Consider the following 25265-nt stretch of genomic DNA (forward strand, 5'->3'; position numbering starts at 1 on the left):
ATCCCGGAGGAGACGCCGATGCCCTACCGACCGCCGTTGGTCCCGTACGAGACCTTCGTGGCCGACCCACCCGACCTGCCGGTGCGCGGCCCCGGCGAGGACGGTGCCGCCGTCGTCGGTCGGGCCGAGGTCGTCGCGACCGACCCGCACGGGGTGACGTTCAAGGCCGCCCTCTCCGACGGCGCGAGCATGGTGGTACGCGTCGACGCCGCCGGCGAGGGGGTGATCCGGGTACGCCTGTCCGACGACCCGCAGGCCCGCAGCCGCTCCGCCCGGGCGCTGCCGCTGGTGCACCCCGGCACCCACCCGGCCACCGTCACCGTCGACGACGCCCGCGTGCGGGTCGACGCCGGCGCGGTGGTCGCCGAGATCCGGCTGGACCCGTGGCACCTGCGCTTCCTCGGCGCGGACGGGCGGCTGCTGCTCGACCAGGACCCGGGCACCCGCGACATCAGCGGCCGGCGGCGCACCCTGCCGTTCGGCCGGTCCACCGTCGACGGCGCGCCCGTCGCCTGGCACGAGAGCTTCGTCGCCCCCGGCGACGAACGCTTCGTCGGCTTCGGCGAGAAGTTCACCCCGCTGGACAAGCGGGGGCAGCGGCCGCTGATGTGGAACTTCGACGCCTTCGGTGGCGAGTCGGACCGCTCCCACAAGAACGTGCCGTTCTACCTGTCGGACCGCGGCTACGGCGTGCTGGTCGACAGCGGGCTGCCGGTGCAGTTCGACGTCTGCCAGTCCACCCACAGCAGCGTGCAGCTCCTGGTCCCCGACGACCTGCTCGACTACTACGTGCTGGCCGGCCCGACACCGGCCGAGGTGCTCGACCGCTTCGACCGGCTCACCGGCCGGCCGTACCTGCCGCCGAAGTGGGCGTTCGGCGCCTGGGTCTCCTCCGGCTTCTTCCCCGACTCGCAGGAGCGGGTGCTGGAGCGGGGGCGTCTGCTGCGCGAGCGCGGCATCCCCTGCGACGTGCTGCACCTGGACTGCTACTGGCAGGTCGCCGGGCGTTGGTCGGACCTGCGGTGGGACGACGAGGCGTTCCCCGACCCCGCCGCGATGCTGCGTACCCTCGCCGCGCAGGGTTTCCGGGTCTGCCTCTGGATGAACCCGTACCTGATGACCGACAGCCCGCTCTACGCCGGGGCGGCCGAGGCCGGGTACTTCCTGCGCCACGCCGACGGCAGCCCGTACGTCGCCGACGTCTGGCACGGCAGCCACCCCGCCAGCGCCATCGTGGACTTCACCAACCCGGCGGCCGTCGAGTGGTTCACCGGGCTGCTGCGGCCCCTGCTGGAGCAGGGGGTGGCGGTGTTCAAGACCGACTTCGCCGAGGGCGTGCCCGTCGACGCCGTCGCCCACAACGGGATGACCGGCGTCGAGCTGCACAACGTGTACGCGCTGCTGTTCAACGACGTGGTCGCCCAGGTGACCGAGGAGGTGACCGGGCACCGCACCGTGTGGGCGCGCTCGTCCTACCTGGGCGGGCAGCGGCACAGCGCCCAGTGGAGCGGCGACGTCAACGCCACCTGGCCGGGGCTGGCCAGCACCCTGCGCGGCGGGCTGTCGCACGGGCTGTCCGGCGTGCCGTTCTGGAGTCACGACACCGGCGGCTTCCACGGCACCCCGACGCCGGAGCTGTACGTCCGCTGGACCCAGTTCGGCGCGCTGTCGCCGCTGGTGCGCCTGCACGGCACCACCAGCCGGCTGCCGTGGGACTTCCCCGCCGAGACCGAACGCGACGCGGTGGCCGCCCTGCGGCTGCGCTACCGGCTGATGCCGTACCTGTGGTCGGCGGCGGTGGAGTCGGCCGCCGGCGGGGCGCCGATGATGCGCGCGCTGCTGGTGGACACCCCCGACGACCCGACGGCCTGGACCGCGGACCTGCAGTTCCGCCTCGGCACCGACCTGCTGGTCGCCCCGGTCACGGACCCGTCCGGGCGGCGCGACGTCTACCTGCCGGTCGGCGACGACTGGGTCGACGCCGCCACCGGCGAGCGGCACCCCGGCGGGCGGCACCTGCGGGTCCACGTGCCGCCGCACCGGCTGCCGCTCTACGTCCGGCACGGCGCGCTCGTGCCGGTGGTCGCGCCCGGCGCCACGGTGGGCGACGGGCCGTTCCGCGACGTGACCCTGGTGAGCTGGGGCGGGGTCGACGCCCGCAGGGTGCTGCACGACGTCGACGGCGACACGGTCGTGGCGGCCGTCCGCGACGGCGACACCCTGCGCGTGGACACCGACGGGCCGCTGCGGGTGACGCGCGTCAGCGTCGTCGGCGCGGACTCCCCCGCCCGGCTGCTGCTCAACGGCGAGCCGGTGACCCCGGCGCCCTTCGACGGATGGCTGCCCGACCCGGCCTGACGCGCCGCGGCGCCCGACCCGCGACGGGTCGGGCGCCGCGCGGGTCCGCTCAGCCCTTCACCGCGCCGGTGATGACGCCCTTGGTGAAGTGCCGCTGCACGAACGGGTAGACGATCACCGCCGGAATCACGGTCACCACCACCACCGCCATCTTCACCGCCAGCGTCGGCGGGTACGCGGTGACGCCGGGCAGGCTGACCGCCGCCCCGGACACGTTCGGCGACTGTCCGGCGAGGATGTAGCTCTGCAACACCCGCTGGATCGGGAACTTGTCGTTGTCGTCGATGTAGAGCACCGCGTTGAAGTAGGCGTTCCAGTAGCCGACGGCGTAGAAGAGGCCGACGACGGCGATCACCGCCTTGGACAGCGGCAGCACGATGCGCACCAGGATGTGGAACTCCCCGGCGCCGTCGATGCGGGCGCTGTCGAGCAGCTCACCGGGGACGTTCATGAAGAACGCCCGGATCACCACCAGGTTGAACACGCTTACCGCGCTGGGCAGGATCAGCGACCAGATGCTGTCCTTGAGCCCGAGGCCGGTGACCACGAGGTAGCTGGGCACCAGGCCGGGGAAGATCAGGAAGGTCAGCAGGAAGAAGAAGAGCAGTCCCCGGTGCCCCACCGACCCGGGCCGGGACAGCCCGTACGCGGCGAGGACGGTGAGCACCAGGCTCACGGTGGTGCCGAGCACCGTGACGAGGGTGCTGATCCACACCGCCTGGGTGATCTGCCCGCCGCTGAAGATGGTGACGTACGCCGACGGGTCGATCTCGCGGGGCACCATCACCATTCCGCCGGCGGCGTCGATCGTGTCCCGCGAGGCGAGGCTGGTCACCAGCACCGCCCACAGCGGCACGAGCACGGCCGCGACGAGCAGCGTGAGCACCGCGCCCTTGGCCACGGTGCCCGGCACCGTGGGCGGCTCCTCCCAGGGGGGTCGCCGGGACCGTCGCCGCCGCGGCGACGGGTCGGGGTTCGGGCGGGCCGGCACCGGTCCGGCGCCACTGAGCTGCGCGGTCATGATTTCGCGTACACCCCCTGCTCGCCGAGGCGGTGTGCCACCTTGTTGGCGGTGAGGATGAGCACCAGCCCGACCACGGCCTTGAACAGCCCGGCGGCGGCGCCGAGGCCCCACTGCTGCGTACTGATGGCCTGGTAGTAGACGAACGTGTCGAGCACCTCCGCGGCCTCCCGGCCGACCGCCTCGCGTTGCAGGATGAACTGCTCGAAGCCGACCGACAGCGCGTCGCCGAGCCGCATGATGAGCAGCAGCACGATCACCGGGCGCAGGCCCGGCAGGGTGATGTGCCACAGTCGCCGCCACCGCCCGGCCCCGTCGGCCGCCGCCGCCTCGTAGAGGTTGGGGTCGATCGCGGCAAGCGCGGCCAGGAAGACGATGGCGCCCCAGCCGATGTCCTTCCACACCGCCTCGGCGGTGACCAGCACGATGAAGGTGTCCGGGTCGGTCATCACGTCGAAGGGCTGCATGCCGGCCTCGCGCATCTCCTGGGCCAGCAGCCCGGCCCCGCCGAGCATCTGCACGAAGAAGGTGACCACCAGCACCCAGCTGAAGAAGTGCGGCAGGTAGACCACGCTCTGCACGAAGCCCCGGACCCGCCCGGAGACCAGGCTGTTGAGCAGGACGGCCAGCAGGATCGGCAGCGGGAAGAAGAAGACGAGCTGGAACGCGGTGATGCTCAGGGTGTTGCGGACCGCGTCCCAGAACAGCGGGTCGCCGAAGAGCGCCTCGAAGTTGCCGAAGCCGATCCACTCGCTGTGCCAGAACGCCTCGACGGGGTCGTCGCCGACGAACGGGTTGTAGTCCTGGAAGGCGATGACGTTGCCCAGCGTCGGCAGGTAGTGGAAGACCAGCAGCAGCGCGGCGGCCGGCGCCGTCATGGCCAGCAGCGGCCAGTCCCGGCGCAGCCGGTCCCGCAGGGTGCGTCGGGGTCGCACGGGCGGGGTGTGGCCGGGTGCGGCCTGGCCGGTGGCCGCCGGCGCGTCGACCGCGCCGGCGGTGCCCGGGCCGCTCATCGGCCGTTGTCGGCGAGCGCCTTCTCGTGGAACGCGCGCCCCTCCTCACCTCCGGAGGCGAGGAACTCCTTGCGGACCTGTTCCAGGTCGCCGACGGGGCGGCGGCCCCGGAGGATGTCGCGGATCTTGTCGTCGGTCGGCTGGATGATCTTCGACCAGTTGGCCGGCAGTTCCAGCTTGATGCCGGCGAACAGGTCCTTCTCCATCCGGGCGATGTTCTTCTGGTAGTAGCCCAGGTAGTCGCGCACGTAGTCGGGCGTGTCCCCGCTGCGCACCTTGACCGGGACCCGGCCGCCGATGTGCGTGTACTGCGCGCCCAGTTCCTTGCGACCCAGCTCGGTGGGGATGGGGCTGCCGTCGGCCGAGCGGGTGAAGTGCCTGCCCTCCACGCCGTACTCGCGCAGCTCGAACTCCCGGCTGCCGAAGGGCGCGGCGCACCAGTTGAGCACCCGCAGCAGCTCCTCGACGCGCTCGGCGCCGAGGCCCTTCCGGACGAAGGTGTAGAACAGCGGCTTCTCGCTGCCCCAGATGACCGGCTGCGCCCCGGCCGCGCCGAAGACGGGTAGCGGCTGCATGTCGAAGCTCGGCAGCTCCTTGACCCGCTCGCCCTGCATGCCCTGCCAGGCGCCGAGGCCGTCCTGGTACATGAGGATCTTGCCGGCCTTGAACAGCTGCTTCTCGTCGGCGCCCTTGCTGGCCACGGTGTCGGGGTGCACCAGCCCGTCGGCGAACAGCTTGGCGGTGAACTCCAGGGCGGCCGCGAAGGCCGGGTTCTCGAACTTGTGCTCCAGGCCGCCGTCGGGCTTCTTGCGCCAGGTCTGCTGGCAGCCGAAGAACTGCTGCACCATCTCGAAGACGCTGCCGAAGGCCCACACGCCCTTGGCCGGGTCGGTCACCCTGCGGCCGAACTCGTGCAGCTCCTGCGGCGACGACGGGGCCGCCAGGCCGGCCGAGGCCAGCAGGTCCGCGCGGTGGAACAGGGCGTACGCGAAGGGCCCGTCGGTCGGGAACGGCACGGCGTACAGCCGCCCGCCCCACACCGAGTACTCCCAGGCCCCGGTGGGCAGCGCGGCCAGGTAGGGGTACTTCGCGGCGGCGTCGCCCTTGAGGTGGTCGGTGAGGTCCTCGAACAGCGCCTTGACCGCGTCGGAGAACCGGGCGACCTTGTCGACCTCCCAGTTGGGGGCGCTGAGCAGCTCCGGCACGTCGCGGGCGCCGAGCATCGCGTTGAGCTTGTCGGCGTACGTGGTGCCGTCCTGAAGGCTCGGGTGCACCTCGACGCCCAGCCTGGCGTTGACCGCCGCGAGGTAGGAGTTGCGGCCCGCCGTCGGCGGGGCGGGGCCCCACCACGGGCTCATGGTGCGGATCGGCGGCCCGCCCCGGCCGGGCTGCTCGGTGACCGCGTCGACGAGGCTGCGCGGGTAGCTCAGGTAGCCGTCGGGGATCGGCCCCTCGCCGGGGATGTCCGGCGGGAGCAGCTCGGCCGACTTGTGGGTGGGCAGCACCGAACGGATGGCGTCGGCCTTCGTGGCGCTGCCCTTGCTCCCGGCCTCCTTGCTGCAACCGGCCAGGGTGGTGCCGCCCATCGTCGCGGCGGCGCCGAGGCCGAGCAGGCGCAGCAGGGACCGGCGGTCGGTGGATACGCCCGGCAGGGACGGCTTCACGGCGCACTCCCTTCGTCTTCGGTGGCGGTTTCGCGGACCGCGCGTGTCCGGCTAGAATTAGTTGGGGTTCTAGCCGAACAAACTAATCGACGGTGATCCGTCCCACAAGACAGCGGCCCCGGCGACGTACGCGATGATGGGGCGCGCGGCACCACCGGGATCGCGCACCGTCGCCCAGGGAGCGGACAGATCGTGATCAGCAGCCACAACGAACCGCGGCCGAGCGACCTCGGCGACGTCCGGACGGCCAACCGGGCCGTCGTGCTGCGGCACGTCCGCCGGCACGCCCCCTGCTCCCGGGCCGACATCGCGGCGCACACCGGGTTGAACAAGGCCACGGTGTCCAGCCTGGTCGGCGAGCTGATCGAGCGGCGGCTGCTGCGCGAGACCGGGCTGACCGAGAACCGGGTCGGACGCCCCGCGACCATGCTCGTCCTCGACGGCGCCCCGTACGCGGCCCTGGGCATGCAGATCGCCGCCGACGAACTGGTGGTGGTCGCCGTCGACCTGGCCGGCACCCGGCTGCTCACCTGGCGGCGTGCCTTCGCCGCGCCGTCGTCCTCCCCCGCCGAGACGGTCCGCGCGCTGGCGGCCCTGGCCCGGCGGGCGATCACCCGGCTGACCGGGCAGGACCGCCGCGTCCTGGGCCTGACCGTGGGCGTGCCCGGCCTCGTCGACGCCGACGGCGCCGTCCCCCGGGCCACCGCGCTGGGCTGGCGGGACGTGGCCCTCGCCGCCGACCTGCGCGCCGCACTGCGCGAGCCCGGCCTCACCGTCGACGTCGACACCGACGCCAACCTCGCCGTCCTGGCCGAGCACCGCCACGGCGCGTACGCCGGGGCCGCCCACCTGGTCCACCTCACCGGCGGGGCCGCCGTCGGCGCGGGGATCGTCGCCGGCGGACGGCTGCTGCGCGGCGGTCGGGGATTCGCGGGCGAGATCGGGCACCTGACGCTCGACCCGGCCGGTCCCGCCTGCGCGTGCGGGCGGCGCGGCTGTTTGGTCGCGTACGCCGGGTTGCCGGCGGTGGTCGGCCGCCTCCTGCCCGACACGCAGCAGGACGGGCCGGTCACCGACTTCCTGCCGGAGATCGAACGGATCCAGGCACTGGCCCGCCAGGACGACCCCACCGTCCTGGCCGGACTGGCCGACGTCGGCTGCCGGCTCGGGCACGCCGCGTCCGTTCTGGCCAACCTGCTCAACCCCGAGGCCGTGGTGGTCGGCGGGCACTTCGCGACGCTGGCCCCGTGGCTGCTGCCGGCGGCCCGGACGGAGTTCGCCGCGCGGACCCACGCCCCGAGCGCCGGCGGCTGCCTGCTCGACGCCTCCACCCTGGACTCGGCGGCCACCGCGCTCGGCGGCGCCACCGCCGCGCTCGCCGCCGTCGAGTCGGGCCGGCTCCCCGCGGCGTGACCCCGGGCCGCCGGGCCTTGACCGGACCGGCCCGGTGGTGCCAACCTCGAACCGCCGCCCTGTGGCTCGGGCACCCGGGGCGGCATGTCTCGCGCAGTCGTCGAAGCGCTTCAACGCTTCCGGGCCGGCGACCGCCACCCTCCACCGCGACGCCGCTCGCGCCGCCGTTCGTCGAAGCGCTTCGACACGGTCGTGACGCGGACCCACGGAAGGCGACACCGACCATGACCGAACACCCCGCCCCCTCCCCGCAAGCCCTCGTCGACGACCTGCTGGGCCGGCTCACCCTGCCGGAGAAGCTCGGCCTGCTGCACCAGTGGCAGGCGCCCGTGCCCCGGCTGGGCCTGCCCCCGTTCCGCACCGGCACCGAGGCGCTGCACGGCGTGGCGTGGCTCGGGAAGGCCACCGTCTTCCCGCAGGCGGTCGGGCTCGCCAGCAGCTGGAACCCCGAGCTGGTCCGGGCCGTCGGCGCCGCCGTCGGCGACGAGGTCCGCGCCAAGCACCACGCCGACCCCGAGCGGGTCGGCCTCAACGTCTGGGCGCCGGTGGTCAACCCGCTGCGCGACCCCCGCTGGGGACGCAACGAGGAGGGCTGGTCCGAGGACCCGTGGCTGACCGGCCGGCTCGCCACCGCGTACGCCCGGGGACTGCGCGGCGACCACCCGGACCGGCTGCGTACGGCGCCGACGGTCAAGCACTTCCTCGCCTACAACAACGAGACCGACCGGGCCACCACCTCCAGCGACCTGTCACCCCGGGTGCTGCACGAGTACGAGCTGCCCGCCTTCCGCGCCCCACTCGCCGCCGGCGCGGCCGTCGCCGTGATGGCCTCCTACAACCTGGTCGACGGGGTGCCGGCGCACCTGAGCCCGCTCATCGACAGCGAGCTGCGCCGGTGGGCGCCCGGGGAGCTGATGGTGGTCGGGGACGCCGGCGCGGTCACCAACATCGCCGGGGTGCAGGGCCACCTGCCCGACCACGCCAGCGGATTCGCCGCCGCCCTGCGCGCCGGGATCGACAGCTTCACCGAGGACGACGCCGACAGCGCCCCGACCGTCGCGCGGCTGACCGAGGCGCTGGACCGGGGGCTGATCAGCGTGTCCGACGTGGACCGCGCCGTCCGACGGATCCTCACCCTCCGGGTCCGCCTCGGCGACCTGGACCCGCCGCGCGACGACCCCTTCGCCGGCGTCGCGCCGGACGTCGTCGACCGTCCCGCGCACCGGGACCTGGCCCGCGAGGCCGCCCGCCAGTCGATCGTGCTGCTGCGCAACGACGGGCTGCTCCCGCTGACCGGCGCGGGGCTGCGGGTGGCCGTGCTCGGCCCGCTGGCCGACGCCGTGCACACCGACTGGTACAGCGGCACCCTGCCGTACGCGGTGACCGCGTACCAGGGACTGGCCGAGCGGCTGTCCACGGTCACCACCCACCCGGGCACCGACCGGATCGCGCTGCGCGTCGGCGGGAGGTACGTCGGCTGCCCCGACAGCCCCGACGGCGGCCCGCTGACCGTCGGCGCCGACGCCACCGGGTTCGACGTCTTCGACTGGGGACGCGACGTGGTGGCGCTGCGCGCCGCGGGCAACGGCCGCCACGTCGGAGCCGACGAGGCCGGCGCGCTCGCCAACGACCGCCCGGGACCGGGCGGCTGGGTGGTGCGCGAGACCTTCCGCTTCCACGACGGCCTCGACGGCACGGTGCTGCTGCACCACCTCGCCACCGACCGGTACGTCGCCGTCGACGCGGACGGGCGGCTGCGCGCCGACGCCCCGACCCCGGGCGACGCGACCCGGTTCACGGTGGAACTGCTGGCCGACGGGGCCGCCGAGGCCGCCGCCCTGGCCGCCGCCGCCGACGTGGCCGTGGTGGCGTTGGGCAACCACCCGATGGTCAACGGCCGGGAGACCGAGGACCGCGTCGACCTGGCCCTGCCCGCCGGTCAGGAGGCGCTGCTGCGGGCGGTGCACGCCGCCAACCCGCGCACCGTGCTGGTGCTGACCAGCAGCTACCCGTACGCCGTCGGCGGGGTCGGCGCGCACGTGCCGGCGGTGCTGTGGTCCGCGCACGGCGGCCAGGAGCACGGCACCGCGCTGGGCGACGTGCTGCTGGGCGACGCCGATCCCGGCGGCCGGCTCACCCAGACCTGGTACGCCGACGCCGCCGAGCTGCCCGACCTGCTCGACTACGACGTGATCGGCTCCGACGCCACCTACCTGTACCACCGGGGCGATCCGCTGTACCCGTTCGGCCACGGGCTCAGCTACACCCGCTTCGACTACGCCGGCCTGCGGTTGAGCGTCGCCGAGGCCACCGCCGGCGAGGAGGTCGAGGTGAGTGTCGAGGTCACCAACGCCGGCGACCGCCCCGGCGAGGAGGTGGTGCAGCTCTACACGCGCCAGCGCCGCTCCCGCGTCAAGCAGCCGCTGCGCCAGCTGCGGGACTTCGCCCGGATCAGCCTCGCGCCCGGGCAGCGGCAGGTGGTGCGGCTGCGGCTGCGTACCGCCGAGCTGAGCTGGTGGGACGCCGCGCGGGGCCGTCGCGTGGTGGAGGACGCCACCCACACCGTCCTCGTCGGGCGGTCCTCGCGCGACGTGCGGCTGGTCGGCGCCCTCGTCGTACGCGGCGACGAGGCGACCGACGGCCGGGCGGCCGTGCCGGCGTCGGGGCGGGCCCGGTGAGCGGGGTGCGGGGGCGCCCGTCGCCGGAGCAGCCGACCATCGCCGACGTCGCCCGGCACGCCGGGGTCGCGGTGAGCACCGTGTCGTACGTGCTCAGCGGCAAGCGCGCCATCTCCGAGGTCACCCGCAACCGGGTGCTGGCCAGCATCCGGACGCTCGGCTACCACCCGCACGCCGGCGCACGGGCCCTGGCCAGCCGGCGGGCCAACGTGATCGCGCTGGTCCTGCCGCTGCGCGCGGGGATGCAGGTGCCCGTGGTGATGCAGTTCGCCATGGCCGTGGTCACCACCGCCCGCCGCTTCGACCACGACGTGCTGCTGGTCACCTCCGACGAGGGGCCCGCCGGCCTGCGGCGCGTCGCCGCCACCGCCCTGGTCGACGGCGTCCTGGTCATGGACGTGGAGCTGGACGACCCGCGGGTGCCGCTGCTGCGGGAGCTGGCCCGGCCCAGCGTGCTCATCGGCCTGCCCGCCGACGCCACCGGCCTGACCTGCGTGGACCTGGACTTCCACCGGGCCGGGTGGGCCTGCGTCGCGCACCTGGCCGGGCTGGGGCACCGGCGCGTCGCCCTGCTCGGCGCGCCCGCCGCCGTCTACGACCGGGGCACCGGCTTCGCGCACCGCACCCGCGCCGGTGTAATCGAGGCCGCCGCCGGCCACGGTGTCGACGCGGTGGCGCTGCCCTGCGAGGAGGGGGCGGTGGCCGTGCGCCGCAGCCTCACCGACCTGCTGCACCGCCACCGGGACGTGTCGGGGCTGATCGTGCAGAACGAGGCCGCGGTGGACCCGGTGCTGGCGACGCTGCCCGCCCTGGGCCGGCGGGTGCCGCAGGACGTGTCGGTGGTGGCCGTCTGCCCCGACCGCTTCGCCGAGCAGGCCAGCCCGATGCTCACCGCCGTGCCCGTCCCCGCCGAGGAGATCGGCACGCAGGCCGTCTCGCTGCTGATGCGCAAGCTCGACGGCGAGGCCGTGCCGGAGGTCACCCTGCTGCCACCCCGGCTGACCGTACGCGACAGCACCGCCGCCCCCGCCCCGACGGCGAGGGCCGGCCGGTGACGGGCGAGCCGTCCCCCGCCGCGCACCGCATCGTCGACACCGCCCCCGCCGCCCGCTGGGAGGACGCGTTCCTCTCCGGCAACGGCGAGGCCGGGATCATGGTGTACGGCCGGCCGCACGCCGAACGCATCATCGTCAACCACCACCGCCTCGTGCTGCCCAACGGCACCCGCGACGCCCGGCCGCCCGAGCTGGCCGCCCTGCTGCCGCGCGTCCGTGAGCTGATCCTCGCCGGCCGGCGCGCCGAGGCCAGCCGGCTGCTCGCCGGCGACGGCGTGCTGCGCTGGACGCAGTCGTTCCACCCCGGCTTCGCCCTCACCGTCGACGCCGTCGCGCCCGGCCCGGTCGACGACTACCGGCGCCGCACCGAGTTCACCACCGGGGAGGTCGTCGTCGAGTGGTCGGGCGGCCGGCGGCGCTCGTTCGTCTCCCGCGCCGACGCGCTGGTGGTCACCCACGTCGACGCGGGCCCCTGCGAGGTGGGCGTCAGCGGGGACCTGCCCGGCCGGCCGGAGTCGGTGCGCTACGGCGCCGCCGCGTACCGCCGGGGGGATCTGGTCTTCCTGCGGGTGCGGGGCCGCTACCCCGACGCGGGCGGCGCGTACGGCTTCGAGGGGCTCACCCTGCTGCGCGGCGACGTGGCGGTCGTCGGCGGCGACCGGGTGGCGGTGCGCGGCCCGGCGCTGCTGATGACCGTGCTCGACCGCCCCGACACGCCGCCGTGGCGCACCGGCGACCTGGAGGACCGGCTGGCCGCGCACGCCGGCGACGACTACGAGACCCTGCTGGCCCGGCACGTCGCCCTGCACGGGCGCGCCTACCGGCGGGTGGGCCTGGACCTGCGGGTGCCGGACGCGCAGCGGCAGCGGCCCGTGGGCGAGTTGCTCGCGGCGCAGAACGCCGACCCGGGCACGCTCCAGCCCGCCCTGCTGGAGCGGCTGTTCCACGCCGGCCGGTACCTGCTGCTCAGCTCCAGCGGCGTCCTGCCGCCCCGGCTGACCGGGCTGTGGCTCGGCTCGTGGGACGCCGCCTGGGCGGGCGACTTCACCACCGACGCCAACCTGAACCTGCAACTGGCCGGTGCGAACGTCGGCGCCCTGCCGGAGGTGACCGCCGCGCACGCGAACCTGGTACGCGGCCAGGTCGACGACTGGCGGCGCAACGCGCGGGCCATCTACGGGGCCCGGGGCCTGCTGGCGCCCAGCCGCACCGACGGCGAGCACGGCCACCTGTTCCACCTGCACGAGGACTGGCCCTTCGCCGCGTGGCTGCCCGGCGCGGACTGGCTGCTGCACCCGCTGCACGAGCACCACCTGGTCACCGGTGCGCCCCTCGGGGAGGTGGCCGGCTGGCTGGTGGAGGTGGCGGACTTCTTCGCCGACCTGCTCACCGTCACCGACGAGGCGGGCAGGGTGGTCGTCGTGCCGTCGTACTCGGCGGAGACCGGCCCGTACGACGAGCGGGGGCGGGCCGTGCACGTGGCGGTGAACGCCACGATGGACATCGCCGCCGCCCGGCACGCCCTGCGTACCGCCGCCGAGGTGACCGGCTCGGACCGGTGGGCGGGGCTGCTTCAGCGGCTGCCCGCGTACCGGGTGGACGGGCGCGGAGCGCTGGCCGAGTGGGCCTGGCCCGGCTACCACGGCGACGACGACCACCGCCACGTCAGCCACCTCTACCCGGTGTGGCCGCTGGACGAGATCAACCCGGACGACACCCCCGAGCTGGCCCGGGCCGCGCACCGGGCGTTGACGCTGCGCGGCGACGAGAACCTCTCCGCACACGGCAGTCTGCACCGGGCGCTGGCCGCCGCCCGGCTGCACGACGGCGCGCTGACCGCCGGGAACCTGCTGAAGATCCTCGGCAACGACATGTTCTTCCGGTCCCTGATGAGCGCGCACAACCCGGGCCTGGTGACGTACAACGCCGACGCCGCGCACGCCCTGCCGGCGGTGCTGATCGAGTCGCTGGTGCAGTCCCGCCCGGGGCTGCTGCGGCTGCTGCCGGCCGTCCTGCCGGGACTGGACGCCGGGGCGCTGCACGGGGTGGCCTGCCGGGGGCGCGTCACCGTCGAGGAGCTGTCCTGGTCGCCGGGGCGGGTGCGGGCCCGCCTGCGCTCCCCCGTCGCGCAGCGGGTCAGCGTGCGTAGCCCGTACGGCGGACGGGACGTGGAGCTGGCCGCGGCGACGCCGGCCGAGGTGGCCTTCGCCGCCCCCGGATGAGCGGCGCTCGGCCGCACTCGCACACCTGGCCCGGGCGGGGCGCGCCGACGGGCGGCGGTCAGAGCGCGTCGGGCCGGTCGAGCGCCGGATGCCGCTCGCCGGGAGCGGCGTGCCAGACGGGGGCGTCCTCGCGCAGCGCGGTGTCGACGCGCAGCCGCGCCCACTCGTTGATCTCCGGCAGGTCGGCCGGGTCGAACCAGGCCACCTCGGTGGACTCGTCGTCGTTGACGCGCGGCTCGCCGCCCACCGCCCGGCACCGGAACCACACGTTCAGGTACTCGCAGACGTCGCCGTTGGGGTAGACGACGGGGTGGGTGGCGACGCCGGCGACCCCGTCGACGCGCACGTGCACGCCGGTCTCCTCGTACACCTCCCGCACGACCGCGTCGGCGGGTTGCTCGCCGGGGTCGATGAGGCCGGCGGGCACCGACCAGCGGCCGTTGTCGACGCGCCGGGCCAGCAGCACCCGTCCGGCGTCGTCGCGCACGACCGCGCTGACCCCGGGCAGCAGGAGCAGGTCGTGACCGACGTGGGCGCGCAGCCGGGCGACGTACGGGGAGATGGCCACGCCGGCCACGCTAGCCGGTGGCGTCGCGGTGCCGGCGCAGCATCCCGGCGGCCAGCGGCGCGGCGTCCAGGTCGCCGGCGGCGACCCGGGCGGCGACGGTACGGCGCACGAGCCGGTCGGCCAGCGTGGGGGCGTGCCGGGCGAGGGCCAGTTCGAGGCGTCCGCGCCGGGTGGTGGCCACGTCCCGGGGTGCCCGCCGGGCGGTGGCGGCGCGCAGGATCGCGGCGACGACCCCCTGCACCGGCTCCGGGCGCGACACGCCCCGCAGGGACAGGCCGGCGTCGGCGGTGCTGTCGTGGATCGGCGAGGCGACCATGCTCGGGTAGACGACGCTCACCCCGACGTGGGTGCCCACCTCGTGGCGCAGCGCGTCGGCGTAGGCGACCAGGGCCCGCTTGCTGACCCCGTACGCGGCGGCCAGCGGCAGCGGCAGCAGGGCCATCCGGCTGGCGACGAAGACCACCCGGCCGCGAGCGGCCTCCAGGGCGGGCAGCGCGGCGGCAGTGGTCCGCCAGGCGGCGAGCAGGTTCACCTCCAGCTGTTGGCGCACCACCGCGTCCGGTGCCAGCTCGGCCGGGGCGGGGCCGCCGACGCCGGCGTTGTTGACCAGCAGGTCCAGCCCGCCGAGGCGGTCCACGGCGGCGGCGACCGTGGCCGGCACGGCGGCCGGGTCGGTCAGGTCGCAGCCGAGCACCGCCACGCCGCAGACGGTGCCGGCCTGGCGGTCGATGCCGACGACCCGCGCCCCGGCGGCGGTGAACGCGGCGCACAGGTGCCGGCCGAAGGTGCCGCTGGCCCCGGTGACCAGCACCCGGCGGTGCGCCAGCCCGCTCATGCCGTGGCTCCGGTGGCGCGGGCGCGGCGGGTGCCGGCGGCCAGTTCCCGCCTCAGCTCGGCCAGGTACGCGTCGAAGTCCACCCGCATGGCGGGCCGGCGCTGTCCCCAGCGGGCGGTGGCGGCGCGCAGTTCGGCCCGGCAGGCGGCGCGCTGTGCGGGCGGCTCGGGCAGCGCGTAGCGGCCGGACAGCTGCGCCGCGACCAGCTTGGCCTGCGCCTCGACGAGCGGGAACGCGGCGCCGGTGGACTGCATCAGCCCGACGAACGCCAGCCCGGGCGCGTCGAGGTGGAACACGTGCCGGTACAGCGGCAGGGTGTCCGCCCCGTCGCCGAGCAGCGCGGGGTCGAGGAACGGGATCTCCACCCGGTAGCCGGTGCACCAGATCACCAGGTCGACCTCGTCGACGCGGCCGTCGGTGAAGGTGACGCGTCCGCTGTCGAAGGCGGCGATGCCGGGGCGGGGCTCGATCTCGCCGTGGGTCAGCCGGGACAGCAGCCCGTCCGACAGCGTCGGGTGGTCCTGCAGGAAGCCGTGCGCGGGGGCGGGCAGGCCGTAGCGGGTGGGCGCGCCGACGGTCGCGGTGAGCAGCCGCTGGGTGATGCGCTGACGCAGCCGCCACGGCAACCGCCGGGCCAGGGCGCCGTTGAGGGTGTCCGACGGGCGGCCCAGGAGGTGTTTCGGCACCACCCAGACGCCCCGGCGCAGCGACAGCAGGGTGCGCCGGGCCGCGTACGAGGCGTCCACGGCGATGTCCATGGCGGAGTTGCCGCCGCCGACGACCAGGACCCGCCGGCCGGCGAGTTGTTCGGGTCCCCGGTAGGCGTGGCTGTGCATCTGCTCGGCGGTGCAGGCGCCCGGCGGGGTGGGGGTGGCCGGCTTGGGCACCCGGTTGTGGCCGTTGGCGACGACGACGGCGTCGACGCTGACCTCGACGCCGCCGTCGGGTCCGTCGGCGTGCACCGCCCACCGGCCGTCGCCGCCGCGTTCGACCCGGTCGACGGTGTGCCGCAGCCGCACCGCGTCGTGCAGCCCGAACCGGTCGGCGTAGTCGGTGAGCCAGCCGGCGACGCGGGCGTGGTCGGGGTAGTCCGGCCAGTGCGCCGGCATGGGGTGGTCGACGAACTCGGTGCGCGCCTTGCTGGTGTTCAGGTGCAGGGTCCGGTACGCGGGCGAGCCGGGCGCCCCGTACACCCAGAGGCCACCGACCCGGTCGGCCGCCTCGAAGCAGACGGCGGGCACGCCGACGTCGGCGAGCGCCTTGAGGGTGGCCAGTCCGGCCGCCCCCGCGCCGATGACCGCCACGGACGGCTGCGCGCCCATCGCCGGCTCCTTCCCGTTAATCCAACGTGCGTTGGATAATGGACCGGGGCGGGCGGCACGTCAAGGCGTCGCCGGCCCGTACAGCCCGTCGAGGAAGCGGTGCACGAAGGCGCGGAACTCCCGCCGCTCGCGCGCCTGCGACCCCCCGCCGGCGGCCAGGGCCACCACGTGCCCGTGCACCGCCCACACGAGGCTGCGCACCGTCACGTGCGGCGTCGGCTCGGTCAGCGCCCCCGCCGCCGCGGCGGCGCCGAGCAGGTCGGCGACGAGCCGGTACAGCGGGGCCGCGTACCGCTCGTCGAGTTCGGCGTGCCGTTGCGGCTCCAGCCAGCGCCGCAGCCACAACGCGGTGGTCTCCGGCCGGTCCTCCAGGAAGTCCACGAACACGTCCACCAGGTCGTGCAGCGCGCCCCGGACCTCGGCCGGCCCGCTGTCGAGCGCCTGTCGGGCGCGCCCGGCCGCCGCCTCGAGCGCCTCCCGCTCGGCGGCGAAGACCCGCGCGAAGCAGGCGTCGTAGAGCTGCGCCTTCGTACCCGTGTGGTGCGAGACCGTGGCCACGTCGACGCCGGCGGCCGCCGCGACCTCCCGCAGCCCGACGGCGTCGAAGCCCCGCCGGGCGAACAGCGCGGTCGCGGCGGTGAGCACCACCTCCCGGGTCGGTCGGGTCTCGTCGCGGCGGGGCCGCCCGGGTCGACGGCGGGGCATGGTCATGGCCGCCATTCTGCCCCTACAATCCAGCATCCGTTGGATTGCGGGCGGCGTGCCCGCCGAGGAGGCCGCCATGACCGGGCTCGACCAGCAGCCGACCGGCACGGACACCGCCACCGCACTGCCGCGCGGGCCGTTGCTCGGCTTCGCCGCCGGTTCCCTCGGCATGGGCGTCTGGGTGACGGTCCCCGGCCTGCTGCTGCTCTACTTCCTCACCGACGTGCTGGCCGTCGCCCCCTGGCTGGCCGGCCTGGCGCTGCTGCTGCCGAAGGTCGCCGACGTGCTGCTGCACCCCTGGATCGGGCACCGCTGCGACGTCGAACAGGCACGCCGGGGCGACCGGCGTCGGCTGCTGCTGCTCGGCTGCGCCCTGCCGCTGGCCTTCGTCACCCTGTTCGCCGTGCCCGGCGCGCTCACCGGCGCGCCGGCCGCCGCCTGGGTGGCGCTCGCCTTCGTCGCCGGCAACCTGCTCTTCGCCGCCTACCAGGTCCCCTACCTGGCCACCCCCGCCGACCTGCGGATCGGCTACCACGAGCGGACCCGGCTGATGGCCTTCCGGATGGTGGTGCTGACCCTCGGCATCCTCGCCTCCGGACTGCTGGCACCCCTGCTGGCCGGCGGCGAGGACGCCACCCGGGCCGGCTACCAGCGGATGGGTGTGCTGCTGGCCGCCGGGATGCTGGCCGCCATGCTGGTCGGCGTGGCCGGCATCGCCCGGCTGCGCCGGGCCGCCGCCGCGACGCCCGCACCGCACGGCGGCGGCTGGCGGGGGCTCGCCGTGGCGCTGCGCGACCGGCAGTTCCGTTGGCTGGTCGCCGCGTACCTGGCCATGTCCACCACCACCCACCTGGTCCTGGCCGCGGTGCCCTACTACGCCGAGTACGAGCTGGGTCGCCCCGGGCTGACCACCGTGCTGGTGGCCGCCTTCGTCGCCCCGGCGCTGCTGGTCACCCCGGCCTGGCTGACGTTGGCCCGCCGCGTGGGCAAGCAGCGGGCGCTGCTGGGCGCCCAGGGCGCCTTCGCGGCCGGCTCGCTGGTCCTCGCCGTCGGCCGCCCCGCGGGGCTGCCCGTGCTGGTGGCCGCCGTGGCGGTGCTCGGCGTCGCCTTCGCCGGCATGCAACTGCTGCCGTTCTCGATGGTGCCCGACGTCATCCGGGCGGGCGGCGGCGCCGCCGGCACCTACACCGGGGTCTGGACGGCCACCGAGGCCACCGGCGCGGCGCTGGGCCCGTGGGCGTACTCGCTGTGCCTGGCCGCAGGCGGCTTCGTCGCCTCCACCGCCGGTGAGGGCGTCACGCAGCCCGACGGCGCGCTGACCGCGATCCGCTGGGGCTTCGGGCTGCTGCCCGCCGCGGCGATGCTCGTCGCCCTGCTGCTGCAACGCCGCTACACCCTGGACCGCACGGCCCGCACGGCCGGCTGAGCAGCCCACACAGGTCCGCGCAGTACGCACCGTCGGCGCCGCACGCGGTCCGCCGCGCGGCGGCCGGGCCGGGGTCGCTCCGGCCCCGGGGGCGGTCGCTCCAGCCCCCGCAGGCGTGGGGCGCTGCGCCGGCGGCCCCCCGGCCCGGCAGTAGACTCCGCCCTCGATGGACGCCGAGCCCACCCCCGCCGAGACCCGCCCCTGCGCCCACTGCGGACGGCAGGTGCCGCAGCGCGTCGGCGCCGGCCGGCCGTTCCGCTACTGCCGCGACAACGACGGCGCCTGCCAACGGGCCTCGCGCAACAGCCGCATGCGGCACCGCAACGCCCCCGGCCTGCCCGGTCAGGTGGCCCGCACCTGGGAGGCGGTGGACCGGCTGGAGCAGGTCGCGGAGACCCTCGCCGACGCCCTGCACGCCGAGCTGTCCCCGGTCGGGGTGGAACGCCAACTCGCGCAGGCCCGCGCCGACGCCGCGACGCAGGTCGCGGCGGCCCAGACCGAACGCGACGAGGCCCGCCGCGACGCCGAGGACGCCGCCGCGGCCGCCGTCCGGGCCCGCGAGGAGGCCCGGGCCGCCGCCGCCGAACGCGACGCCGCCCACGACGAGGCCCGGCGCGCCGCCGAGCGGGCCACGGCCGCCGTCGAACGCGCCGACCGGGCGGAGGCCGCCCGCGACGACGCCCGCCGGCAGGCCAGCGCCGCGGAGGCCCTGCGCACCCAGGCCGAACGCGACCGCGACACGGCCCGCCACGAGCTGCGTGCGCTGCGCGTCGAGATCGACGCCGAACGCCGCCGCAGCACCGAACTCACCGGCGAACGCGACGCCGCCCGCGCCGACGCCGACCGGGCGACCCGCGCCGCCACCGAGGCCCTCGACCGCGCCCAGCGCCTGCACGCCGAGGCCGAACAGGCCCGCGAGCGTGCCGGACAGGCCCGCGCCGAGGCCGACTCCGCCCGCGCGGCCGCCGCCGAAGCCGACACGGCCCGGCAACGCGCCGAGGCCACGCAGCGGGACGCCGAGACCGCCCGGCGACACGCCGAGGCCACCGCCGAGCAGGCCCGCGCGGAACTGGCCGCCCTCACCGGCCGACACGACACGCTGCGCGCCGACCTGGCCGCCGCGCGCGAGGCCGCGAGCGCCGCCGAGGGTCGCGCCGCCGAGTTGACCGTACGGCTGCGCGCCGCCGAGACCGACCGCGACGAGGCGCAGCGGCGGACGGCCCAGCTCGCCGAGCAGGTCAGCAACCTCGCCGCCGCCCTGGCCCACCTGGGCGCCCGCGAGACCGGCTGAACGGCCGGGTCAGCTGCCCGCGGTGGCGGCGTAGCGGCGGGCCAGCCGCGCGAAGGCGTCCCTGAGCTCGGCCGGGCCGACCACCTCGATGTCGACGTCGAAGCGGCCGAGGGTGGCGGCCAGGCCCACCCACGACCACGAACCCAGCACGAGCCGGCAGCGGTGCGGGCCGAGTTCCTCGACGAGCGCGTCGTGCAGGTATCCGGACACCACCGCGGCCGGCAGGTCGAGGATCACCTCCCCGCGGCAGGGCCAGTCGCTGGAGCCTCCGCGGCCCCGGAAGCGGTCGTTGACGAAGGCGGCCACGTCACCCCCGGGCAGCTCACGCGGGATGAACCGGGGCCCCGTGGGGGTACGCGGGCTGATCCGGTCGGCGCGGAAGGTGCGCCAGTCCTCGCGGTCGAGGTCCCACGCCACCAGGTACCAGCGTCCGCCCCACGTGACGAGGTGGTGCGGCTGCACCCGGCGCGGCGGAGGCAGCCCACCGTCGCCGTCGGCCTCCGACGGAGCCACGGGGGTGTGGTCGAAGCGCAGCACCTCGCGGGCGTGCACGGCGGCGCCGAGCGCCATGAGCACGCCGCTGTCGACCTGCCGGGCCGCTCGCGTCGGGGACCGCTCGACGGCCGTGACGCGGAGGATGTCGATGCGGTGGCGCAGCCGGGCGGGCATGACCTGCCGCACCGTGTGCAGTGCGCGCGCCGCGGCCTCCTCGATGCCGGCGCCGGCGGTGGTGGCGCTCTGCAACGCGATGGCCAGGGCCACGGCCTGCTCGTCGTCGAACAGCAGCGGCGGCAGCTGCGCACCGGCGGCGAGGCGGTAGCCACCGTCGGGTCCCTTGACGGCCGCGATGGGATAGCCGAGCTCGCGCAGCCGCTCGACGTCGCGCCGTACGGTGCGCGCGCTCACGTCCAACCGCGCCGCCAGCAGCGCCCCCGGCCAGTCCCGGCGTGCCTGCAGCAGCGACAGCAGCGCCAGCAGGCGCGCGGAGGTTTTCGGCATTGCCCCATGGTGCCCGCAGAAGCGGACACATCCTGTCCGCTTCGACTGCGAACGTGGTCACGTGCCCACCGACGACAAGAAGGACCCGAACACCGTGACCGACACCGCCACCGCCACGCCCCCGTCGACCCTCGACCCCGAGCGGGCCGACCTGCTCGCCGCGCTCTCGACCGCCCGGTCCGCCCTGACCGGCACCGTCCGCGGCCTCACCGACGAGCAGCTCGGCCAGCGCCCGACGGTCAGCGCGCTGTGCCTGGGCGGGCTGATCAAGCACGTCGCGGCCATGGAGCAGTCGTGGCTGCGCTTCGTGGTCGAGGGCCCCTCGGCCATGTCCTTCGACCTGCCCGAGGGGGTCACCTGGGCCGACATCACGGCCGGTACGGCCCGCGAGGTGCCACAGTGGCTCGTCGAGCACGAGGCCGGCTTCCGGATGCTGCCCGGCGAGACCCTGGCCGGGATCCTCGCCCACTACGCGCAGGTCGCCGCCCGCACCGAGCAGACCGTCGCCGCCGTCGCCGACCTGTCGGCGACCCACCCGCTGCCACCGGCGCCGTGGCACGAGGTGACGGCGGTGCTGAGCGTACGCGGGGTGCTGATGCACGTCATCGCCGAGACCGCCCAGCACGCCGGGCACGCCGACATCCTGCGCGAGAGCCTCGACGGGCACCGGGCCACCTGAGCGCCCGACGTCCCGACCACCCGCACCGGCCCGTACGCCGTGCCTGCGCAGGGAAGACGTGCACCCGATGACCGTTCTCGACACCCGGACGCTCAACCGCGCCACGCTGGCCCGGCAGCTGCTGCTCGACCGCGCCGACGTGCCGGTCCTCGACGCCGTCGCGCACCTGTGCGGCCTGCAGGCGCAGGAACCGCAGGAGCCGTTCGTCGGGCTCTGGTCCCGGCTGCGCGCGTTCGACCCGGCGGCGCTGTCGGACCTGCTGACCGGCCGGCAGGTGGTACGGATGCACCTCATGCGGCGCACCGTGCACCTGGTCACCGCCGACGACGCGCTGGCGTGGCGGGCCCGCCACGACGGCATGCTGCGCCAGCGGGTCCTCGGGGTCTACCGTCACGAACTCGCCGGCGTGGACCTCGACGAACTCGCGGCGGCGGGCCGGGAGGTGCTGGCCGACGACCAGCCCCGCTCGCCGGGCGAGGTGGCGCGGGCCCTGGCCGGGCGGTGGCCGGCACCGGGACCGAGGGCGCTGGGCGAGATGCTGCTCGCCGCCCTCGTCCCGGTGGTGCAGCTGCCGCCGCGCGGGCTGTGGCGCACGACGGCCGGCGTACGCCACGTGCTGCTCTCCTCCTGGCTGGGCCGCGAGACCGACCCGCCGGCCCCACCGGGCTGCGACCCGGTCGGCGAGGCGCTCGTGCGGCGCTACCTGGCCGCATTCGGGCCGGCCTCGACGGGCGACCTGCGCGCCTGGTGCGGCCTCGCCGGCCTGCCGGCCGCGGTGGCCGCGATCCGCGACGAGCTGGTCGTCTTCCGCGACGAGCGCGGGCGGCGGCTGTGGGACCTGCCCGACGCGCCGCGCCCCGACGCCGACACGCCCGCGCCGGTGCGGTTCCTGCCGGCGTTCGACAACGCGCTGCTCGGCTACGACGACCGCAGCCGCATCGTCGACGACGCCCACCGGGGCCTGTCGGTCGCCGGCGAGCGCGTCGTCCTGGTCGACGGCCGCGTCGCCGCGACGTGGAGCGTCGTGGCCGGCACCGTGACCGTCGCCCCGCTGCGCCGCCTCTCCCGCGCCGAGCGCGCCGCCGTGGAAGAGCAGGGGCAGGCGCTGGCGTCGTTGCTCTCCGACGACGACAGCGACCGCGTACGCGTCGCCGCGTCCACGCCCTGAGCACCGCGCCGCCCGGGGCAGCGCAGGGACCGGCACGGGGCCATGATGCGGGGGTGGGAAAGACATACGAGCGCATCGAGGGCCGGCTGCGCAGCTTCATCGAGGAGCAGCCGCTGTTCTTCACCGCCACCGCCCCGCTGTCGGGCGACGGCACCATCAACCTGTCGCCGAAGGGACTGCGTGGCTCGTGGGCGGTCCTCGACGCGCACACCGTGGCCTACCTGGACTTCGCGGGCAGCAACGCCGAGACGATCGCGCACCTGCGGGAGAACGGCCGGATCACCCTCATGTGGTGCGCGTTCGACGGGCCGCCGAACATCGTGCGGGTGCACGGGCGCGGCGAGCCGGTGTTCCGTGACGACCCCCGCTGGGGTGAGCTGGTGGGCCACTTCCCGGACATCGACACCAGCGTCCACGGCCTGCGGGCGGTCATCGTCGTGCGCGCCGAACTGATCCGCGACACCTGCGGCTACGCGGTGCCGTTCATGTCCTACGACGCCGACCGTGACCTGCACGCCCGGCGCTTCGCCCGGGAGGACGACGCGTCGCTGAGCGACTACTTCGCCGGCAAGGACCACGTGGCCCGCAGCATCGACGGGCTGCCGGGCCTGCCGCTGCCGCTGCCACCGACCCCGGCGGCCTGAGCCGGCCGCCGCGTCGCTGTGCCGTTCCCCCGCGAAGAGTCGCTGTGCCGTTCCCGCGAGGAGGAGCGGGCCGGGCCTTCGGGTGAGCGGGCGGCGACGGTCGGGGTGCGCTCCGCGCGGCGCGGTCGGCGCGTCACCGGCTGCCGCGACCTGCGTCGCCTCGGGGCGGCTACCATCGCCGGTGGCACAGCGGAGACACTCCACCCGCCCGATGCGGCCCGGGGCGACCTCGTCGGGCGGCTGGCGTGGCCGGCTACCCTTGTGCAGGCCCGCCCGGCGTCCGGGCGGGAATGGCCCGGCGGGAACGGACCGTTACACCGAGAAGACCAGCACCACGAACGAGGGGAAGTCGATCATGGGCGAGCGTATGCTGCGTGGCAGCCGTCTGGGCGCGGTCAGCTACGAATCCGACCGCAACACGGAGCTCGCGCCGCGTCAGACCCGCGAGTACCTCTGCGCCAAGGGCCACCAGTTCGAGGTTCCGTTCGCCGTCGACGCCGAGGTCCCCACGACCTGGGAGTGCAAGTTCGACGGCAGCGTGGCCCGGCTGGTCGACGGCAACGAGCCGGAGCAGAAGAAGGCCAAGCCGCCGCGCACCCACTGGGACATGCTGTTGGAGCGGCGTTCCATCGCCGAGCTGGAGGACATCCTCGCCGAGCGGCTGCAGGAGGTCCGCACCCGCCGCGGCCGCGCCTGAGCCGCAACCTGGACGCCACGGCGCCCCGGGAGCATCCGCTCCCGGGGCGCCGTCGTGTCCGGCTCAGTTCCGGCCGGGCTCGACGATCTCACCCTCGATGGCGCGCCCCCCGTCGACGACGACGGTCGGTTCGGCAGCCGGCTGCGGCTGTGCCGGCTGCGGCGCACCCCGCCGCACCCGCACCCGGCGCGGCCCGAACAGGTCACCGGCGACCATCGACGACACCCGCCGCTCCGCGGCCCGCTGCACCCCGTTGCGGGCCAGCCGGCGCACCGGCGGCACCAGCAACGACACCCCCACCAGGCCGCTGAGCAGGCCCGGCATCGCCAGCAGCAGCGCACCGAGCAGCCCGACGAGACCGTCGGTGACCTGCCGGCCCGGCGGCTGACCGGCCTGCGCGGAGGCCTTGAAGCCACGCCAGGCGCGCATCCCCTCCCGACGCAGCAGCACCAGCCCCAGCAGCGACACCGCGAACACCACCAGCAGTGCCGAGCCGAACCCGATCGCCCGCCCCACCGCGACGAACACCACCAGCTCCAGCAGCGTCGCCGCCAACAGGGCCAACGGCACAAACCTCAGTCCTCGGCGCATCTCACCCCATCCGCCATCAGCGGCGCCTGCGGCGGGGCCACCCCGCGCGGGCGCCGGCGCCCCGTCCAGCATGACACGCCGCCGCTCAGGGCCACCGCACCTGACCGGTGGGGGTGCCGTGCAGGCCCCGCCGCACCGCCAGCCGCCGGTCCTGCACCCCCCACGCCGTGATCCGCCACAACGCCTCCGCCACGATCAGCGGGCTCATCTTGCTGCTGCCGCGCTCCCGCTCGGCGAACGTGATCGGCACCTCGACGATGCGCGCCCCGGAGCGGTGCGCCAGCCGGGACAACTCCACCTGGAACGAGTAGCCCTGCGAGCAGACCGACGCCAGGTCGATCTCGTCCAGGGCCGCCAGCCGGTACACCCGGTAGCCGCCGGTCGCGTCGGACAACGGCATGCCCAACACCAGCCGCGCGTACAGGTTGCCGCAGCGCGACAACAGCAGCCGCCGCAGCGGCCAGTTCACCACCCGCGCCCCCGCGGTCCACCGGGAACCGATCACCACGTCGGCGTCGCGGGCGGCGGACAGCAGCGCGGGCAGGTCCTCCGGGGCGTGCGAACCGTCGGCGTCCATCTCCACCACCGCGTCGAAGCCGCGCTCGCGGGCCCACGCGAACCCCGCCAGGTAGGCCGCGCCGAGGCCCTGCTTGCCCTCGCGGTGCAGCACATGCACCCGACGGTCGTCGCCGGCCAGGGCGTCGGCGAGCGCACCGGTGCCGTCCGGGCTGTTGTCGTCGGCGACCAGGATCTCCACCGCCGGCGCGGCGCGACGCACCCGCGCCACGATCCTCGCCACGTTGTCGGCCTCGTTGTAGGTCGGGATCACCACGAGCACCCGACCCAGCCCCGGATGACCGCTTTCCGTCCGGGTGCCGGTCGTCTCGCCCACCGTCGCTCCCCCTCCGCCGGCGTA

At 75.6% G+C, this 25265-nt stretch carries 21 protein-coding genes; 11 read left to right on the top strand and 10 right to left on the bottom strand.

Annotated features, from left to right (window positions below; translation table 11 throughout):
- Positions 1-18: 18 nt before the first annotated feature.
- Positions 19-2358 carry a TIM-barrel domain-containing protein gene (locus tag AB0883_RS24035; RefSeq protein WP_366643490.1) on the top strand — a complete coding sequence of 780 codons (2340 nt, stop codon included), beginning with the start codon at positions 19-21 and terminating at the stop codon, positions 2356-2358.
- 49 nt (positions 2359-2407) lie between these two features.
- Here AB0883_RS24035 and AB0883_RS24040 read toward each other — a convergent pair whose 3' ends face one another.
- From AB0883_RS24040 to AB0883_RS24050, 3 genes are read right to left on the bottom strand one after another with little or no spacing between them, the layout of a single operon-like run.
- Positions 2408-3379 (bottom strand): carbohydrate ABC transporter permease, encoded by a 972-nt coding sequence (locus tag AB0883_RS24040; protein ID WP_366643491.1) that lies wholly within the window; start codon positions 3377-3379, stop codon positions 2408-2410.
- Positions 3376-4392, bottom strand: a complete 1017-nt coding sequence (locus tag AB0883_RS24045; RefSeq protein ID WP_366643492.1) for an ABC transporter permease subunit — start codon at positions 4390-4392, stop codon at positions 3376-3378. The genes AB0883_RS24040 and AB0883_RS24045 overlap by 4 nt, the downstream gene beginning before the upstream one ends.
- A complete protein-coding gene (locus tag AB0883_RS24050; protein WP_366643493.1) occupies positions 4389-6056 on the bottom strand; it encodes an extracellular solute-binding protein in 1668 nt (555 codons plus the stop codon). Before AB0883_RS24050 ends, AB0883_RS24045 begins: the two co-directional genes overlap by 4 nt.
- Before the next feature lie 192 nt (positions 6057-6248).
- On the opposite strand from AB0883_RS24050, the gene AB0883_RS24055 reads away from it, so the two are divergent.
- From AB0883_RS24055 to AB0883_RS24070, 4 genes are all read left to right on the top strand, one after another.
- Entirely contained in the window at positions 6249-7469 is a 1221-nt protein-coding gene (locus tag AB0883_RS24055) for an ROK family transcriptional regulator (RefSeq protein WP_366643494.1), read from the top strand.
- A gap of 224 nt (positions 7470-7693) precedes the next feature.
- Positions 7694-10147, top strand: a complete 2454-nt coding sequence (locus AB0883_RS24060) for a glycoside hydrolase family 3 C-terminal domain-containing protein (RefSeq protein ID WP_366643495.1) — start codon at positions 7694-7696, stop codon at positions 10145-10147.
- A complete protein-coding gene (locus tag AB0883_RS24065) occupies positions 10144-11202 on the top strand; it encodes a LacI family DNA-binding transcriptional regulator (RefSeq protein WP_366643496.1) in 1059 nt (352 codons plus the stop codon). Before AB0883_RS24060 ends, AB0883_RS24065 begins: the two co-directional genes overlap by 4 nt.
- On the top strand, positions 11199-13424 hold the full coding sequence (locus tag AB0883_RS24070) for a glycoside hydrolase N-terminal domain-containing protein (RefSeq protein WP_366643498.1): 2226 nt from the start codon (positions 11199-11201) through the stop codon (positions 13422-13424). Before AB0883_RS24065 ends, AB0883_RS24070 begins: the two co-directional genes overlap by 4 nt.
- 58 nt (positions 13425-13482) lie before the next feature.
- Here the strand turns inward: AB0883_RS24070 and AB0883_RS24075 are convergent, their stop codons facing one another.
- The 4 genes from AB0883_RS24075 to AB0883_RS24090 are packed head-to-tail and all read right to left on the bottom strand — an operon-like array spanning position 13483 to position 16860.
- Positions 13483-13992: an NUDIX domain-containing protein gene (locus AB0883_RS24075; RefSeq protein WP_366643499.1), complete on the bottom strand. Its 510-nt coding sequence runs from the start codon at positions 13990-13992 to the stop codon at positions 13483-13485.
- Positions 13993-14002: 10 nt separating this feature from the next.
- Positions 14003-14827, bottom strand: a complete 825-nt coding sequence (locus AB0883_RS24080) for an SDR family oxidoreductase (protein ID WP_366643500.1) — start codon at positions 14825-14827, stop codon at positions 14003-14005.
- Complete coding sequence (locus AB0883_RS24085; protein WP_366643501.1) at positions 14824-16149, bottom strand: FAD-dependent oxidoreductase; 1326 nt, start codon at positions 16147-16149, stop codon at positions 14824-14826. The genes AB0883_RS24080 and AB0883_RS24085 overlap by 4 nt, the downstream gene beginning before the upstream one ends.
- 60 nt (positions 16150-16209) lie before the next feature.
- Positions 16210-16860: a TetR/AcrR family transcriptional regulator gene (locus AB0883_RS24090; protein ID WP_366643502.1), complete on the bottom strand. Its 651-nt coding sequence runs from the start codon at positions 16858-16860 to the stop codon at positions 16210-16212.
- Positions 16861-16930: 70 nt separating this feature from the next.
- Between AB0883_RS24090 and AB0883_RS24095 the strand changes: the two genes are divergently transcribed.
- Together AB0883_RS24095 and AB0883_RS24100 are read left to right on the top strand one after the other, a co-directional pair.
- Positions 16931-18280 carry an MFS transporter gene (locus AB0883_RS24095; protein WP_366643503.1) on the top strand — a complete coding sequence of 450 codons (1350 nt, stop codon included), beginning with the start codon at positions 16931-16933 and terminating at the stop codon, positions 18278-18280.
- Positions 18281-18446: 166 nt separating this feature from the next.
- Positions 18447-19571 (top strand): hypothetical protein, encoded by a 1125-nt coding sequence (locus tag AB0883_RS24100; RefSeq protein WP_366643504.1) that lies wholly within the window; start codon positions 18447-18449, stop codon positions 19569-19571.
- 9 nt (positions 19572-19580) lie between these two features.
- Here AB0883_RS24100 and AB0883_RS24105 read toward each other — a convergent pair whose 3' ends face one another.
- Positions 19581-20570 (bottom strand): WYL domain-containing protein, encoded by a 990-nt coding sequence (locus AB0883_RS24105; protein ID WP_366643505.1) that lies wholly within the window; start codon positions 20568-20570, stop codon positions 19581-19583.
- A 61-nt stretch (positions 20571-20631) separates the two neighbouring features.
- On the opposite strand from AB0883_RS24105, the gene AB0883_RS24110 reads away from it, so the two are divergent.
- The 4 genes from AB0883_RS24110 to AB0883_RS24125 all read left to right on the top strand — a co-directional run bounded on the left by AB0883_RS24110 (position 20632) and on the right by AB0883_RS24125 (position 23758).
- A complete protein-coding gene (locus AB0883_RS24110; protein WP_366643507.1) occupies positions 20632-21249 on the top strand; it encodes a DinB family protein in 618 nt (205 codons plus the stop codon).
- A gap of 67 nt (positions 21250-21316) precedes the next feature.
- Complete coding sequence (locus AB0883_RS24115) at positions 21317-22417, top strand: winged helix DNA-binding domain-containing protein (protein WP_366643508.1); 1101 nt, start codon at positions 21317-21319, stop codon at positions 22415-22417.
- A gap of 53 nt (positions 22418-22470) precedes the next feature.
- The gene (locus AB0883_RS24120) at positions 22471-23061 is read left to right on the top strand and encodes a pyridoxamine 5'-phosphate oxidase family protein (protein WP_366643509.1); all 591 of its coding nucleotides are present in this window, start codon (positions 22471-22473) and stop codon (positions 23059-23061) included.
- 355 nt (positions 23062-23416) lie between these two features.
- Entirely contained in the window at positions 23417-23758 is a 342-nt protein-coding gene (locus AB0883_RS24125; protein WP_007460094.1) for an RNA polymerase-binding protein RbpA, read from the top strand.
- A 63-nt stretch (positions 23759-23821) separates the two neighbouring features.
- On the opposite strand, the gene AB0883_RS24130 is transcribed toward AB0883_RS24125, so the two are convergent.
- Together AB0883_RS24130 and AB0883_RS24135 are read right to left on the bottom strand one after the other, a co-directional pair.
- A complete protein-coding gene (locus tag AB0883_RS24130; RefSeq protein ID WP_366643510.1) occupies positions 23822-24349 on the bottom strand; it encodes an FxsA family protein in 528 nt (175 codons plus the stop codon).
- An 85-nt stretch (positions 24350-24434) separates the two neighbouring features.
- Positions 24435-25241: a polyprenol monophosphomannose synthase gene (locus tag AB0883_RS24135; RefSeq protein WP_366643511.1), complete on the bottom strand. Its 807-nt coding sequence runs from the start codon at positions 25239-25241 to the stop codon at positions 24435-24437.
- Positions 25242-25265 lie beyond the last annotated feature (24 nt).

Source organism: Micromonospora sp. NPDC047812, assembly GCF_040704175.1.
In the GTDB taxonomy this organism is placed as follows: Bacteria; Actinomycetota; Actinomycetes; order Mycobacteriales; family Micromonosporaceae; genus Micromonospora.

Bases quoted from the DNA above. Each gene is read 5' to 3' on its own strand.
- AB0883_RS24035 (WP_366643490.1), top strand. From the start codon at position 19: ATGCCCTACCGACCGCCGTTGGTCCCGTACGAGACCTTCGTGGCCGAC.
- AB0883_RS24040 (WP_366643491.1), bottom strand. From the start codon at position 3,379: ATGACCGCGCAGCTCAGTGGCGCCGGACCGGTGCCGGCCCGCCCGAAC.
- AB0883_RS24045 (WP_366643492.1), bottom strand. From the start codon at position 4,392: ATGAGCGGCCCGGGCACCGCCGGCGCGGTCGACGCGCCGGCGGCCACC.
- AB0883_RS24060 (WP_366643495.1), top strand. From the start codon at position 7,694: ATGACCGAACACCCCGCCCCCTCCCCGCAAGCCCTCGTCGACGACCTG.
- AB0883_RS24080 (WP_366643500.1), bottom strand. From the start codon at position 14,827: ATGAGCGGGCTGGCGCACCGCCGGGTGCTGGTCACCGGGGCCAGCGGC.
- AB0883_RS24085 (WP_366643501.1), bottom strand. From the start codon at position 16,149: ATGGGCGCGCAGCCGTCCGTGGCGGTCATCGGCGCGGGGGCGGCCGGA.
- AB0883_RS24090 (WP_366643502.1), bottom strand. From the start codon at position 16,860: ATGACCATGCCCCGCCGTCGACCCGGGCGGCCCCGCCGCGACGAGACC.
- AB0883_RS24095 (WP_366643503.1), top strand. From the start codon at position 16,931: ATGACCGGGCTCGACCAGCAGCCGACCGGCACGGACACCGCCACCGCA.
- AB0883_RS24100 (WP_366643504.1), top strand. From the start codon at position 18,447: ATGGACGCCGAGCCCACCCCCGCCGAGACCCGCCCCTGCGCCCACTGC.
- AB0883_RS24105 (WP_366643505.1), bottom strand. From the start codon at position 20,570: ATGCCGAAAACCTCCGCGCGCCTGCTGGCGCTGCTGTCGCTGCTGCAG.
- AB0883_RS24115 (WP_366643508.1), top strand. From the start codon at position 21,317: ATGACCGTTCTCGACACCCGGACGCTCAACCGCGCCACGCTGGCCCGG.
- AB0883_RS24125 (WP_007460094.1), top strand. From the start codon at position 23,417: ATGGGCGAGCGTATGCTGCGTGGCAGCCGTCTGGGCGCGGTCAGCTAC.
- AB0883_RS24130 (WP_366643510.1), bottom strand. From the start codon at position 24,349: ATGCGCCGAGGACTGAGGTTTGTGCCGTTGGCCCTGTTGGCGGCGACG.